Raw genomic sequence first — 14,494 nt, 5'->3', positions numbered from 1 at the left:
TTGTCGGCCGGAGGGGAGGGCGGCGCCGATGACGAATGTCATTGGCGGGCCCGGCATCACGGCCGGCTTCGCGGCGCGCCGGCCGTGGCAGCCGGCCGTCAGAACGGCCGTTTGGCCGTCGTCGCCAGTTTTTCCAGGTAGGCCGGCGTGTGCAGTATCCATTCGCGGCGCTTGCCGCTGACATGGCCCTGGGTCTGCCAGTCGTTCAGCAGGCGGCTCAGGGTCTCGGCGCGGATACCGAGGTGCGCGGCCAGCTGGCGCTGGTTCAGCGGCAGCGTCACCGTGTCGCCCTGGCGCTCGCGCAATCCCATCAGGTAGTTGGCCAGCCGCTCCGGCGCGGAGCTGGACGTCATCCAGTCGACCCTGTTGACCTGGTCGTAGAGGTTCTTGCTCAGCCCTGCCAGCAGCGCCAGCGCCAGGTCCGGCCACTGGCGGCAGGCCTCATGCAGCCGGCGACGGCACAGCCGCCAGCCCTGGAAAGCCGTGCGCGCCCGCGCCTGCATCGGATAGCGGCCATGCGGCATGAACATGGCGGCATGGGCCATCAGCGTGCCCGGCTCGAACACACGGAAGACGCGTTCGTCGCCGTTGTAGCCATAGCGCATGACCTCGGCCTGGCCGTGGCCCACCAACAGGTAGTGGCGGGCGACGTCGCCTTCGCCGAACAGGATCTGTCCGGCCTCGGCGCGCAGCGGCACGGCGTCGCCCACCAGGTACGTGGCGACTTCGGCGGCCGCCGGCGGCGGCAGGCTGCGCAGCAGCGGATGGCGGGCGAGCAGGTCCGCCGCGACCGGGTCGGGCAGATTGATATTTGTCATTCTGGGTCTTTGCGCGTGAATGGGAAAATTTTAAACGATAACAATTCCCATTTGAAATTCCATGAAGAACATCCCGACGCGCCGCCGTTTCTGCGCCGCGGTCAGCGCCGCGGCGCTGCTGCCGCGCTGGGGCGTGGCCGGCCCCCGTCCACGCGCCACGCTCACGCTGGCCGGGCCTGGCGCCGTGGTCAGCTATCCGTTGATGCACATGGCCGCGACCGGCGCCCTGGCCGGGCAGGCGGACGCGGTGCGCTTTCGCCTGTGGCAAAGCGCCGACCAGCTGCGCACGCTGCTGGTGAACGGCGACGTCGACTTCAGCGCCGCGCCCAGCACGCTGCCGGCGCTGTTGCGCAACCGTGGGCTGCCGGTGCGGCTGCTGAACATCTCGGTGTGGGGCATTCTCTGGCTGGTCAGCCGCGACCCCGCCATCCAGTCGTTCGAGGACCTGGCCGGCCGCGAGCTGGCGGTGCCATTCCAGCGCGACCTGCCGGCGGTGCTGCTGGATACGCTGCTCGAGGCCCAGGCCGCGCGCGGTCTGGCGCCCGTCAGGCTGCGCCGCACACGCGACGGTCAGGACGCGATCGCGCTGATGCTGGACGGCCAGACCGAACAGGCGCTGCTGGTCGAACCCATGGCGTCGCTGCTGCTGTGGCGGGCGCGGCAGCAGGCTGGCGCGCCCACGTTGCACCGCGGTCCGAGCCTGGAGCAGGCCTGGCGCGCCGCGTTCCCCGCGCAGCCTGCCTTGCCGCAGGCGGGCATCATGGCCGCCGCGGGCGTGGCCGACGACGTGGCGCTGTGCCAGGCGGTCGACACGGCCTATGCCGCGTCCGCGCGCTGGTGCATGGATCATCCGGCCGAATGCGCGGCGTTGGTGCGCGAGCATCTGCCGCACATGCCGCAGGCCGCCCTCGAAGCCGCGATCCGCCAGACGCGCCTGCGGAGCCGCAGCGCTCGCGAGGCGCGTGCCGACATCGAGGCCCTGTACCAGTTGCTGGCCAACCGCTATCCCCAGGCCATCGGCGGCGGCCTGCCGCCGGTCGGCTTCTACGGGCCATGAGCGGCCCGCGTTTTTCGCGCCAGGGGGCGCCGGCCCTGCGCACCTCGCGCGCCTGGAGCGCGGCCGGCGTGCTGCTGCTGTTGCTGGCCTGGCACCTGGCCGCGCGCCAGCTCGGGCCGCTGCTCATGGCGACGCCCTGGGAGGCGCTGCGCGCCATCGGCCCGCTGGTGCGCGGCCCGCAATTCTTCGCCAACGCTGGCGTCAGCCTGATGCGCATCGGCGTCGGTGTGCTGGCCGGCGCATCGCTGGGTTTCGCGCTGGGCATGCTGGCCGGCCACAGCGCCCGCCTGCGCGGCCTGATCGAGCCCCTGCGCTGGCTGCTGATGGCGATGCCGCCGGTGGTCGTGGTGGTGCTGGCAATGCTGTGGTTCGGCCTGGGTTCGTCAATGGTGATCTTCATCACCACGCTGATGATGGCGCCCGGCATGTATGTCAACACCGTCAAGGGCATGCTGCACGTGGATCGCAAGCTGATCGAGATGACGCAGGTCTACCGCTATGGCCCCTGGCTGCGCTTGCGGCACCTGTACCTGCCCGCGCTCAGCGCGCCGCTGCTGGCGGCGCTTCTGATCGCCGCCTGCGGCGGCGTGCGGCTGGTGGTCATGGCCGAGGTGCTGGGCGCCGAGAACGGCGTGGGCTACGCGCTGGCCAATGCCCGCAGCACCTTCGACACGGCCGAGCTGTATGCCTGGGTGCTGCTGATCCTGGGCCTGGTGGCCTTGTTGGAATTCGCCTTCCTGCAACCGCTGCAGCGGCGCCTGGGGCGCTGGATGGAGCCGAGCCATGCTTGAGTTGCGCGGCCTGTCCCTGCGTTATGGCGCGCAATCCGTGTTGCGCGATGTCGACCTGCGCCTGCGTCCGGGCGAGCGGTTGGGCCTGATCGGCCCCAGCGGCGCCGGCAAGAGCAGCCTATTGCGCCTGGCCGCCGGCTTGGCGCGGCCCAGCGGCGGCTCCTTGCGCAACGATTTTCGCCACGCCGCGCTGATGTTCCAGGAACCGCGGCTGCTGCCCTGGCGTCACGCGTTGGACAACGTGGCGTTGCCGCTGCGTGCTGCCGGCCATGCGCCCGCCAGGGCGCGGGCGCTGGCAGCGCAATGGCTGGTCCGGGTGGGGCTGGACGCGGCGATGCAGTCGTGGCCGGGCGAGTTGTCGGGCGGCATGGCGCAGCGTGTCGCCCTGGCCCGCGCGTTGGCGCTGGGACCCGACCTGCTGATGCTGGACGAACCCTTCAGCGCGCTCGATCCGGCGCTGCGCCGCCAGCTGGCCGCCAATTGCCGCGAGGAATTGGTCCGTAGCGGCGCGGCCTTGCTGTGCATCAGCCACGACCCCGAGGAATTGCTGGGCCTGGTCGACCGCTGCGTGCTGGTGCGGCAAGGGAGCGTCATTGCCATCGAGCCGGACGCCACTGGCGCCTTGTCGGCCGTGCGCCTGCGCGCCCTGTTGCTGGAGGCCGGCGCCGGGCCGTGACGCAGCCATTGCCAGGATTTCCGTCTTTCCGATTTCCCCGTTCGCCGGCTCCGCCATGAACGCTCTTTTGTTTCCTTGCTACGTGGAAGTACTCGCATGACATCCCCCCTCCTACGCCAGTTGGCGTCCAGCCTCACCCTGGGCGTGCTCGGCCTGTCCGCGGCCCATGCCCAGCCGCAGCCTCCCGCGGCCGGCCAGGCCGTGCCGTCGTTGTCGCCGGTGGTCGTGTCCGGCGAGTCCGTCACGCGCGGGCTCGATCCCGGTCCCCGGCGGATCCAGGCCGAACAACAGGCCGTGCCGGGTGGCACCAACCTGATCCTGCCGCAGCAGGAGGTGCGCCTGATCACGCTGCGTGATGCGCTCGACTACCAGCCGGGCGTGGTGGTGCAGGAATTCTTCGGCGGACTGGACCAGCCCCGGCTGAACATCCGCGGTTCCGGCATCCAGAGCAATCCCCTCAGCCGCGGCATCCTGCTGATGCAGGACGGCTTGCCGCTGAACGATGCCGACGGCTCGTTCGTCATCAGCCTGCTCGAACCTCGCAACGCGGGCCTGGTCGCCGTGCGGCGCGGGGCCAATGCGCTGGCGCCCGGCGCCACGACGCTGGGCGGTGAAGTCGACTTCCGGTCGCTCACAGGCACCCAGGGCGACCAGATCCGGCTTGGCACTGGCAGCTTCGGCACGCGTTCGGTCACCTTGTCCAAGGGCTTCGAGGACGAGCGCCTGGATGGCCGCTTCAGCTTCGGCTACGACAAGTCGGATGGCTATCGCCATCATTCGGCGTCCGAACGCTCCAGCTTCCAGGGCAATCTGGGCTTTCGTCGCGGGACTTTCGAGAACCGTACCTATCTGTCCTACACCGACCTCAGGTTCGACATTCCCCAGCCGGTGCCCAAGGCCCGCATGTATGCGGATCCGCGCGGTGTGCTGGGCGACGGCAATTCGCCGCAGGACCTGGCCAATAACGTCTACAACCGGGACCCGCACCGCGAGACCAGCCAGTTCCGCATCGCCAACCGCAGCTACTGGGGCAGCGACGACTTGAACCAGACCGCCGGCCTTTATTGGCAGCGCACCAATGACGACTTCACCAACCCGCAGGTCGCCAACGTCACGGACGGCGATACCTACGGCCTGGCGTGGCAGCTGGCCGGCAAGGCGGGCAGTGTCGATTACCGCGTGGCGCTCGACTGGCAGCGTAGCAATATGGACCGCGATTTCTACGCCATCCGTCCCGCCGATGGCCGCCGCCTGCAACGCTTCGGCAACTATGCCTTGACGGCCGAGAACCGCAGCGCGCTGATCGGCCTGGATTGGCACCTCACCGGGCAGCTCAGCATGGTCGGCGACCTGAAGTACACCCAGGCGGTGCGCGATGCGCGCGAGCGCGGCAGCGGCAAGACGCTGGACCAGGACTGGAACTACGCCACCCCGCGCCTGGGCATCGTCTGGCAACCGGCGCAGACGCAGCGCTGGTATGCCAACGTCAGCCGCAGCAACGAGGCGCCGACCTTCTGGGAAATCGTCAACGGCGAAGTGCCCGCGCCCATGAACCCGGCCACCGCCGTCACTTCCATGAGCAAGCTCGACCTGCAACGCGCGCTGACGGTCGAACTCGGCGGCGATGGCACCTTCGCCGTGGCCGGCCGTGACCTGCGCTGGACCGTGTCGCTCTATCGCAGCCGGGTGGAGGATGAACTCATGTCCGTCACCAACGCCAACGGCACGCCGGCCGGCACCTACAACTACCGCGGCCGTACCCGCCACCAGGGCATCGAAGCGGGCCTGTCCGGCAGCCTGCCGGCGCCGGGCGACGGCCTGCTGGACTACCGCGTCGCCTACACCTTCAGCGACTTCCGTTTCCGCGAGGGGGAATTCCAGGGCAACCGCATCGCCGGGGTGCCGCGCCACCTGCTGAGCGCCGAGTTGATGTACCGCAAAGGCGGCTGGCGCGCGGGGCCCAACCTGCGCTGGCTGATGAGCGACACTGAGACCAACCACGCCAACGCGCCGGGCACGCAGCAGAATGCCTATGCGCTGCTGGGTTTCAAGATCGCTTACGAGCATGATGCGCATTGGAGCGCCTACGTGCAGGCCGACAACCTCACCGACAAGACCTACGCCAGCAGCTACGCCATCCGCAACAGCGCGACGGCGGCCATGCCGATCTTCCTGCCAGGCAACGGCAGGGCGTTCAGCGCGGGCGTGGCCTACCGGTTCTGATGACCTATCCAGGCACCGCCATGAACACCTATCCCTTGCTGTTGATCCTGCACCTGCTGGCCGCCTTCGTCTTCGTCGGCACGGTGACCTTCGAGGTGCTGTTCCTGGAACCGGTGCACCGGCGCCTGCCGCCCGAGGTGCGCAAGGCGCTCGGCGCCCAGCTCGGCCCGCGCGTGCGCGGCACGGTGCCGTGGGCGGTGCTGGTGCTGTACCTGGCGGGCCTGGGCCTGGCGTCGCAATACGGCAACGCGCTGGCGCATCCGGCCGGCTCGCCGCTGGGCATCCTGCTGTCGATCAAGATCGCGCTGGCGGCGAGCGTGGCGGTGCACGTCGTCACGGCCCTGGCGCTGGCCCGCAAGCGGCGGCTGACGCCGGCCGTGCAGCGGCGCATTCACATCAGCGTTTTCTGTCACATGGTCGGCATCGTGGTGCTGGCCAAGGCGATGTTCTATGTGACGTGGTGAGGCACCGGGCGGCGTCGGCCGTAATGGGAAGGGCATTTGAATGCCTTCATCAATAATGATTACAATTCCCATTCCCGAAATTCACAAGGCGCTGACGCGACGGCCATGTCGTCCACGGAATCCCTGGAACACCGCGAGCTTGGCAGGCTGTACCGCGACCATCACGGCTGGCTGCGCGGCTGGCTGCTGCGGCGCCTGAACGTGCCGGCCGAGGCCGCCGACCTGGCCCAGGACACCTTCCTGCGCCTGCTGGCGTCGCCGGCATCAATGGCGCAATTGCAGGGCGTGCGGCAGCCGCGCAGCTTCCTGGCCACGGTGGCGCAGCGCACGCTGGTCGACCACATCCGCCGCCAGGTGCTCGAACGCGCCTGGCTCGAAACCCTGGCGCAGCAGCCCGAGGCCAGCGCCATATCGCCCGAGACGCAGGCCATCCTGCTCGAGACCATCCGCGAGATCGACGCCATGCTGCACGGCCTGGGCGACAAGGTGCGGCGCGCTTTCCTGATGTCCCAGCTGGAAGGGGCCAGCTACGCCGAGATCGCCGCCCGCCTGGGCGTGACGGTCAGTTCCATCAAGAAGTACATGGCGCGCGCCACCGAGCATTGCCTGGTGTACGCGCTGGCCCGGCAGTAGGCGGCCATGGCGGACAAGACCATCGCCGCGGCGGCGCAATGGTACGCGCGGCTCTGCGCGGACGACGTCAGCGCGGCCGACCTGGCGGCGCATGGGCGCTGGCTGGCGGCCGATCCCGAACATGCGCGCATCTGGGGGCAGGTGGAACGGTTGCGCGGCACGCTGGGAGCCGCGCCGGCGCGCCTGGCTGCCGACACGCTCAATCGTGCCGACCAGCATTTCTCGCGCCGCCGCGCGGCGCTGCGCAACGGACTGGGCGCGGTGGCGCTGCTGGGCGTCGGCAGCCTGGCGGCCTGGCGCAACCTGCCGATGGAGCGGATGCTGGCCGACTACCGCACCGGGGCAGGCGAGCGCCGCGAACTGCGGCTGGCGGATGGCACCTTGCTCTGGCTGGACAGCGCCAGCGCGGTCGACGTGACCGTCGACGCCGGCCAGCGGCGCATCTTCGTGCATGCCGGCGAGATCCTGGTCGATACCGAAAACGTCCGTCCCGGCCTGCCGCCCTTGCGCGTGCTCACCGCGCACGGCGCGGTGCGTCCCCTGGGCACGCGTTTCATCGTCACGCGGCAGGACGACCTGACGCGGGTGGCGGTGCTGCGCCATGCGGTGGCGCTGGAACCCGCGACGGGCGGCGCGCCAGTGATCCTGAAGGCGGGCGAGCAGGGCACGCTGGCGCCTGCGGGGGCGCAGGCGGCCGGCGCCATCACCGGCGAGCCCGACGCCTGGACGCGGGGCCTGCTGGTGGTCGACAACTGGCGGTTGGACGACTTCATTGCCCGGCTCGACCGTTATCGGCCCGGGCTGCTGCGATGCGACGATGGCGTGGCGGCGTTGCGCCTGTCGGGGGCGTTTCCTGTCGACGACACCGACCAGGCGCTGGCCGCCGTGACGCGCGCGCTGCCCGTGAACATCGCGCGCTTTACCCGTTATTACGTCCGCATCGTCGCCCGCCGCTGATTTTTTTCGCTCGGCATTGTCCTTTTTCCGCGCTCGTCCGACTTAGCAGGGATTACGTCGGATCTGCCATACGGAAACCTGAGTCCATGCCTTCTGTACCCTTGCTTCGTCACTCCGCCAAACTCGCGCCCCTGGCGCGCGCCGTTGTCATCGCCTTGACCGCCCTGGGCGCCCTGGGCGCCACGCCGTCGGCGCAGGCACAGGCCGTTTCCAGCGCGCAGGCGTCGCGCCACTATGATGTGCCGCCCGGCCCGCTGGGCCTGGCCCTGAGCCGGTTCGCCGCCCAGGCCGGGGTGGTGCTGTCGTTCGATGCCACGCTCACCCAGGGCCGCCAGAGCGCCGGCCTGCAGGGCGACTATGGCGTGGCTGCGGGCCTGGCGGCGATGCTGTCGGGCACCGGGCTGGAGGCCGTCAATCAGGGCGGCAACCGCTATGGCCTGCGCGCCGCCAATGCGCAGACGCTGGCGCCGGTCGAAGTGCTGGGCGCGCGCGAACCCACCCCGAGCGAAGGCACCGATTCGTATACGGTCGGCGTATCGAACACCGCCACCCGGCTGCCGATGACGCTGCGCGAGACGCCGCAGTCGGTCTCGGTGATGACGCGCCAGCGGCTCACCGACCAGGGCCTGAACACGCTGGAAGACGCCATCGTCAACACCCCGGGGCTGACCTTCAAGAAGAAGGGCTCGGCCGACGACAACGAGAAGGGCCTGTATGCGCGCGGCATGGAGATCACCAACATGCAGGTCGACGGCGTGCCGACCCACAAGGACTTCAATGCCCTGGGGCTGGACACGGCGCTGTATGACCGCATCGAAGTGGTGCGCGGCTCCACCGGCCTGCTGAGCGGGGCAGGCAACCCGGCCGCCTCCATCAACCTGGTGCGCAAGCGACCGACCCGCGAATTCGAGGCCGGCGTCGGCGCCAGCGTCGGATCGTGGGACTACCGGCGCACCGAGTTCGACCTGGGCAGCCCGCTGGATGCGTCGGGCAAGCTGCGCGGGCGGCTGGTGGGCGCCTGGCAGGAGGGCGGCTCGTTCATCGACCGCGTCAAGCAGGATTCGCAACTGCTGTATGGAGTGGTCGAGGCGGACCTGTCCGAGCGCACCCTGCTGACCCTGGGCGCGGAATACCAGCGCAAGAAGTGCACGGCGTGCTCGTACTTCGGCTTTCCCGCGTACTACGCCGATGGTTCCAAGACCGACTTCCGGCAACGGTTCAATTCCGCCACCAACTGGAGCCGCCAGGAACGCACGCGCTACAACGTCTTCGCCACGCTCGACCACGAGTTCTCGTCATCGTGGAAGGGGTCGCTGACGCTGTCGCGCACCGGCGACGACAACGACCGCACCTATGGCTGGTTCAGCAGCAACGGCTGGGCCAACCCGCAGACCGGGCAGGGCGCCTCGGTCTGGGTCGCCAAATGGCCGATCCCCAAGACCCAGAACGCGCTGGACGCCAGCCTGAGCGGTGCGTTCGACGCGCTGGGCCGCCGCCACGACCTGGTGCTGGGCGTGAGCCTGTCGCGCACCCGGGGCGACTACGACACCTATCCGCTGTGGACCGCGCCCGGCTATGACCCGGTTATCCCGGACGTGCGCGCCTGGGATGGCGACATGCCGCAACCCCAATGGCAGGCGACCGGCAAGCGCTACTACACCGAGAAGCAGAACGCGGTCTATGGCGCATTGCGCCTGCGCCCGACCGACGCGCTGTCGCTGGTGCTGGGTTCGCGGATCACCTGGTGGGACCAGCAGGCCTCGTACACCTACAACGACGGCTCGGCCTATCCGGACAACATGCGCGAGCAGGGCGTGTACACGCCGTATGCCGGCCTGGTCTACGACCTGACGCCGACGCTGTCCGCCTACGCCAGCTATACCAGCATCTTCCTGCCGCAGCAGGCGCAGACCGTGTCGGGCAGCGGCATTGCGCCGATCAAGGGCAACACCTACGAAATCGGCCTGAAGAGCGCCTGGCTGGACGGCCGCCTGAACGGCGCGCTGGCGCTGTTCCGCACCCGCCAGGACAACTACGCCATGGTCGACGGCGACAAGCTGGCGCCCAATGGCGACAGCGCCTACGTCGCCGCCAACGGCGCCGTGCTGCGCGGCGTCGAAGCCGAGCTCAGCGGCGAACTCGCGCCCGGTTGGCAGATGCAGCTGTCGTACGCCTACGTCGATCGCCGCCTGCCGACGGGCTTCTCGACCCAGGTCGGGCTGCCGCGCCACATCGCCAAGCTGTACACCACCTACCGCCTGCCGGGCGACTGGAGCGCCCTGACCGTGGGCGGCGGGGTGCGCTGGGAAAGCCAGAGCGGCTTCACCAGCCGCGGCCCGGGCGGCCAGCAATTGGACTCGTCGCAGAGCGGCTACGCCCTGCTGGACCTGATGGCGCGCTACCAGTTCAACCGCCAGTGGTCCGCCACGCTGAACCTGAACAACGTGCTGGACAAGAAGTACTACGCCAGCACCAACATCTACAGCAACTACTACGGCGCGCCGTTCAGCGCGATGCTGGGGGTGAACTACCGGTATTGATCCGCGCCGGTCGGCGCGGCCGGCAACTGGCGGTTTTGGGTGGGGCCCGTTTGTGCCATAGTGGTGCCCCCCGAATCACTATTCCTGTCAGCCCATGCCGACCTCTTTTGCCTCGCTTGCCGCCGCGCTCCGTTCCCCGGTCACGTCAGCCGACGACGTGGAGACCCTCGACGCGTTCTTCCAGCGCCCCGAGGTCCGCGCGTTCTACGAGCAAGCCCAGGATCCGGCGCACACCGACGCCAGCCTGCGGTTCTGCGCCGAACTGCTGCCGTCGCTGTACCCCAGCCGGGCGGCGGCGCTGGCGCTGATGTGCGGTTCGCTGGTGGAGGATGGCGCCGATCCCGTGCTGCTGTTCCCCGCGTTGCAGGCGTTGCTGGGCCCGTGGTTGCAGACCCTGCGGCCGTATTGCGCGCTGGAGGTCGAGGATGACGACGCCGAGGTCGAGGAAGCCGACCGCCTGGCCTGGAAAGAGGCGGTGGCGCGGCTTGAAGCCATTCCCGAGGACCGGCGCTGGGAACTCGATGCGCAGGTCGCCGCCATCGACACGCTGGTGCTGCCGATGATGGCCATGCTGATGCGCGACCAGCGCAATCACCAGGCCTTCGTCGCCGACGCCGAACTGATGGACCTGCTGTACGCCATGACCATGCTCAACGACAACCTGCCGTTCGAGCAGCTGCATTACCTGTGGCTGGCCTCGCGCATCAGCTACGAGGAAGAACTCGTGGTGGTGTTGCCCACTTCCGGCACGGGCTTCGTGGCGCGGGCGCACGGCATCAACAACAATTTCCACGCCTTCACGCTGTTGCAGAACCTGATGCGGGACCGCGTCCAGGCCCTGGGCGTGCGCCGCGAGATCGCCGCGCGCGAACCCGACGCCGAACGCGACAGCGCCGATTTCCAGTGGCTGCAGGCCGATGCCTATGCGCAGGGAAAGCTGGTCAACGACATGCGTTTTGCCTGGGGCGAAGCGGCGCTGCGCGACAATCTGGCCCGGCATGGCAAGCGGGTGCTGATCGCGTTGGAGACGGAAGAGGGCATGCAACGCAACTGGTCGGGTTTCAACGGCGCGATCCATGATGCGCAGCAGCCGTCGATGACGTTCGTGCGTTATCTGACGCCGGATGAGGTGACGGCTTACCTGGCCTGACGGCTTCAGTCCGCCTGGCGCGGCGGCTGTGCCGCTGCCCGCCATACTTCGAGGAAATGCCGTTTCTTGAGCGGATCCAGGTACACCAGCAACCCCACGCCCAACGCCACCGGCCGCACGCCGGCCGCCGGCACGACCGAGGCGCTGACCGGCCGCATGCCGGAGTGGCGCGCGATCATGTCCTGGCCGCGCGGCGACAGCAGGTAGTCGAGGAAGCGCGCGCCCAGGTCGGGGCGCGGGGCCTGGCGCGGGATGATGGCCGAGCGCGACAGCATCAGGGTGTAGTCCTGCGGGTAGATGATGGCCAGCGGCGCGCCTTGGTCGATGCGGTGACGGGTGTATGACTCCAGCAGGTTGTAGGCCAGCGTGATTTCGCCGCGTTCGAGCTTGTCGAGCGCGTGTTCGGTCGACTCGTGCACGCCGACGCCGTTGCGGCCGAAGGCGGCCAGCAGCGCGCCGGCCAGGCTGTCCAGGCGCGCGTCCTGGGTGGCGGCCAGGTAGCCGATGCCGCTGCCTTCGACGTCGTAGGTCGAAATCCGGCCGGCCAGCGGCTGGTCGGGCGCCTGCAACAGCGCCAGCAACTCACGGCGCGTGCGCGGCACGCGCGCAGCGTCCAGGCGGCGGGTGTCGTAGACCATGACGATGGGGTCGGTGCCAATGCTGAAGACCTCGTCGCGCCAGTTGGCCCAGGCAGGCAGGGCGCGGGTATCCGGCGAAACGTGCGGCTGGGCATGGCCGTCGTTGACCAGCTTGGTCTGCAGGTCCATGGCGCTGCTGATGACCAGGTCGGGGCCGGCCTTCTCGCGCGGCGCTTGCGCGGCGCGGGTGGCGACTTCGGCATACAGGGCCTGGGTCGACAGCTCCGTGTACTCCAGGCGCACGCCGGGATTGAGCTGGCTGAAGTCCTCCAGCACGCCCCGGAACACCTGCACGCTGTTGGAGGCGTGCAGCACCAGCACGTTCCTGCTGTCGGCGGGGCCCAGTGACAGGCCGTCGGCGCTGGTCTCGGCGGCCTGGCCAGCGCTGGCCAGGAGCAGGGCAATGCCGGCCGTTGCCAGGCGCGCGAGGAATGGAAATCTAGGCATCATGGGCGCTGGCGGGCAGGAGGACGACGGCTTCTAGGCCGCCGCCGGGGCGATTGCTGAGGCTGAGCCGGCCGTGGTGGATGTCGACCACGCGCTTGATGATGGACAGCCCCAGGCCGGCGCCGGGCGTGCGCGGGTTGGGGCCGCGCGAGAAACGCTCGAAGGCGCTTTGCGCCAGCGCGGCCGGGATGCCGGGCCCCTGGTCGGCCACGGTGACGCGCCAGCCGGCGTCGTCGCGTTCGAGCCGCACGTCGATGTGGCCATCCGCCGAGGCGCCATGGCGCAGGGCATTGTCGATCAGGTTCTTGAAGGCCTCGCGCAGCATCAGGCTGTCACCCGCGATGCGGGGCGGCGCGCCCTCTTGCGCGTCGGGCAGTTGCAGCCGCACATCGGGCTGCGGGTCGGCCTGCGGCACGGTGTCGTAGACGGCCTGCGAAAGCAGCTCGGCCAGGTCCACGGGGCCGAACTTGCGCACGTTGCTGCGGTGGATGACGCTGGCGTCACTGAGCAGCTGGTTCACCAGCCGCGACAGCTTCTCGGCATTGCGCAGCACCGCCAACAGGCTGCGGCGCTGTTCGGCCGGATCTTCCTCGTCCAGCGCCACTTCCATCTGCGCGTGCAGCGCCGCCAGCGGCGTGCGCAGCTGGTGCGCGGCCTCGGCGATGAACAGGCGCAGGGTGTCGAGGTTCTCGGACAGCCGCGCCATGAAGCCGTCGAGCGAATGCACCAGCGTGTCCAGCTCCTCGGGCACGGGCGCGGCGATCGGATGCAGGTCGGCGGCGCTGCGCGCGGCCAGTTCGCGCTCGATGCGCTGGATCGGCGACAGCGAGCGCTGCAGGCCCCAGTAGGCCAGCGCCAGCGCCGCGGCGGTGAAACCGATCAGCGTCAGCGTGCCCTGCCACAGGATGCTCGCGGCCAGCGCGTTGCGCGCTTCGCGCGTCTGCGCCACCTGGATCAGCGCCGTCTCGGTGGCGCGTGGGCCGGCGATCTTGCGCTCCATCCACGCCACCCGCACCGGCTGGTCCTGGTAGGTGGCGGTGAACAGTTGCGTGTCGGCGTTGGCGTTGGCGTCGGCGCCGTGAGCAGGCGGGGCAGGCAGGTCGGCGTAGCCGGAAATCAGCGCGCCATCGGCCGCCGCCACGCGGTAGAACACACGGTCGCGCGGCGCCTGTTCCAACAGCGCGAGGGCGGCGTACGGCATGTCCATCTGCCACTCGCCCTGTACCAGCTGCAGGCTGTCCGCCATCGACAGCACCGAGGCCCGCAGCAGTTGGTCGTAGGTGGTGTCGGCCGTCTGCTGCGCATAGCCGCGCACCAGCAGGTACAGCGTGCCCAACCCCACCACGAACAGCGCCAGCAGCATCGCCAGCAGGCGCCGGCGCACGGAAATGCGGCGGGACGGCACCGGCTCAGTCCCGCGGCGCCGCGTCGGCGTCGGCATCCTCGACCGCCTTCAGCAGGTAGCCGGTGCCGCGCTGCGTCTCGATGCGCAGCGGCGAGCCTTCCAGCTTCCTGCGCAAGCGCGCGATGTAGACCTCGATGGCATTGGGCGCGGCATCATCATCGAACGCGAAGAGTTTGTTGGCGATCTCGGCCTTGCTCACCGCGCGGTTCATGCCGGCCAGCAGGATCTCGAGCAGGCTGTACTCCCGCTTGGGCAGATCGATGCGCTGCCCCGCCAGGCTGACCTGCCGCGCCGCGCTGTCGATCACCAGATCGCCAAACCGCAACACCCCTGCCGCCTGCACGCTGGGCCGCCGCAGCAACGCCCGGCAGCGCGCTTCCAGTTCGCGGAAGTCGAACGGCTTGGCCAGGTAATCATCGGCCCCCGTATCCAGCGCATGCACCCGATCCTCGATATCGATGCGCGCCGTCAACGCCAGCACCGGCGTCTTGCTGCCCCGATCCCGCAACCGATGCAGGATCTCGAACCCCGACATGCGCGGCAAGCCGATGTCCAGGATCACCAGATCGAAGGTCTCGTACTGCAACACCCCATCCGCGCTCAACCCATCCTTCTGGCAATCAACGGCATGCCCAAGACGACGCAGCCGACGCACAAGCGCGTCGGCCAGGTCCTCATCATCTTCGATCACCAGA

13 protein-coding genes are annotated in these 14,494 nt (G+C 69.3%); 9 read left to right on the top strand and 4 right to left on the bottom strand.

Features of this window, described 5'->3' with window-relative positions:
- Positions 1 to 98: 98 nt before the first annotated feature.
- A complete protein-coding gene (locus tag DK459_RS12880; protein ID WP_006389150.1) occupies positions 99 to 818 on the bottom strand; it encodes a Crp/Fnr family transcriptional regulator in 720 nt (239 codons plus the stop codon).
- 61 nt (positions 819 to 879) lie between these two features.
- Between DK459_RS12880 and DK459_RS12875 the strand changes: the two genes are divergently transcribed.
- The 9 genes from DK459_RS12875 to DK459_RS12835 all read left to right on the top strand — a co-directional run bounded on the left by DK459_RS12875 (position 880) and on the right by DK459_RS12835 (position 11,309).
- Positions 880 to 1,875 carry an ABC transporter substrate-binding protein gene (locus DK459_RS12875; protein ID WP_053499937.1) on the top strand — a complete coding sequence of 332 codons (996 nt, stop codon included), beginning with the start codon at positions 880 to 882 and terminating at the stop codon, positions 1,873 to 1,875.
- Positions 1,872 to 2,666, top strand: coding sequence for an ABC transporter permease (locus DK459_RS12870; protein ID WP_024068037.1), 795 nt, complete (start codon positions 1,872 to 1,874; stop codon positions 2,664 to 2,666). The genes DK459_RS12875 and DK459_RS12870 overlap by 4 nt, the downstream gene beginning before the upstream one ends.
- Positions 2,659 to 3,342 (top strand): ABC transporter ATP-binding protein, encoded by a 684-nt coding sequence (locus DK459_RS12865; RefSeq protein WP_006389153.1) that lies wholly within the window; start codon positions 2,659 to 2,661, stop codon positions 3,340 to 3,342. The genes DK459_RS12870 and DK459_RS12865 overlap by 8 nt, the downstream gene beginning before the upstream one ends.
- Positions 3,343 to 3,438: 96 nt before the next feature.
- Positions 3,439 to 5,565, top strand: coding sequence for a TonB-dependent receptor domain-containing protein (locus DK459_RS12860; RefSeq protein WP_110134794.1), 2,127 nt, complete (start codon positions 3,439 to 3,441; stop codon positions 5,563 to 5,565).
- A gap of 20 nt (positions 5,566 to 5,585) precedes the next feature.
- Positions 5,586 to 6,029 (top strand): CopD family copper resistance protein, encoded by a 444-nt coding sequence (locus DK459_RS12855; RefSeq protein ID WP_006389155.1) that lies wholly within the window; start codon positions 5,586 to 5,588, stop codon positions 6,027 to 6,029.
- A 105-nt stretch (positions 6,030 to 6,134) separates the two neighbouring features.
- Complete coding sequence (locus DK459_RS12850; protein WP_020924792.1) at positions 6,135 to 6,662, top strand: sigma-70 family RNA polymerase sigma factor; 528 nt, start codon at positions 6,135 to 6,137, stop codon at positions 6,660 to 6,662.
- 6 nt (positions 6,663 to 6,668) lie between these two features.
- On the top strand, positions 6,669 to 7,619 hold the full coding sequence (locus DK459_RS12845) for a FecR domain-containing protein (RefSeq protein WP_053499922.1): 951 nt from the start codon (positions 6,669 to 6,671) through the stop codon (positions 7,617 to 7,619).
- A gap of 86 nt (positions 7,620 to 7,705) precedes the next feature.
- Positions 7,706 to 10,159 carry a TonB-dependent receptor gene (locus DK459_RS12840; protein ID WP_110134793.1) on the top strand — a complete coding sequence of 818 codons (2,454 nt, stop codon included), beginning with the start codon at positions 7,706 to 7,708 and terminating at the stop codon, positions 10,157 to 10,159.
- A 94-nt stretch (positions 10,160 to 10,253) separates the two neighbouring features.
- Entirely contained in the window at positions 10,254 to 11,309 is a 1,056-nt protein-coding gene (locus DK459_RS12835; RefSeq protein WP_070541371.1) for a hypothetical protein, read from the top strand.
- Positions 11,310 to 11,314: 5 nt separating this feature from the next.
- Here the strand turns inward: DK459_RS12835 and DK459_RS12830 are convergent, their stop codons facing one another.
- From DK459_RS12830 to DK459_RS12820, 3 genes are read right to left on the bottom strand one after another with little or no spacing between them, the layout of a single operon-like run.
- Complete coding sequence (locus DK459_RS12830) at positions 11,315 to 12,397, bottom strand: ABC transporter substrate-binding protein (RefSeq protein ID WP_110134792.1); 1,083 nt, start codon at positions 12,395 to 12,397, stop codon at positions 11,315 to 11,317.
- The gene (locus DK459_RS12825) at positions 12,387 to 13,835 is read right to left on the bottom strand and encodes a sensor histidine kinase (RefSeq protein WP_110134791.1); all 1,449 of its coding nucleotides are present in this window, start codon (positions 13,833 to 13,835) and stop codon (positions 12,387 to 12,389) included. Before DK459_RS12825 ends, DK459_RS12830 begins: the two co-directional genes overlap by 11 nt.
- Positions 13,804 to 14,493 carry a response regulator transcription factor gene (locus DK459_RS12820; RefSeq protein ID WP_233256800.1) on the bottom strand — a complete coding sequence of 230 codons (690 nt, stop codon included), beginning with the start codon at positions 14,491 to 14,493 and terminating at the stop codon, positions 13,804 to 13,806. Before DK459_RS12820 ends, DK459_RS12825 begins: the two co-directional genes overlap by 32 nt.
- Position 14,494: the final 1 nt, after the last annotated feature.

Origin of the sequence: Achromobacter sp. RW408 (assembly GCF_003184165.1) — a bacterium.
In the GTDB taxonomy this organism is placed as follows: Bacteria; Pseudomonadota; Gammaproteobacteria; order Burkholderiales; family Burkholderiaceae_B; genus Achromobacter; species Achromobacter xylosoxidans.
The sequence above is the reverse complement of the archived record's forward strand: the minus strand, read 5'-3'. Positions and strand labels throughout refer to the sequence as shown.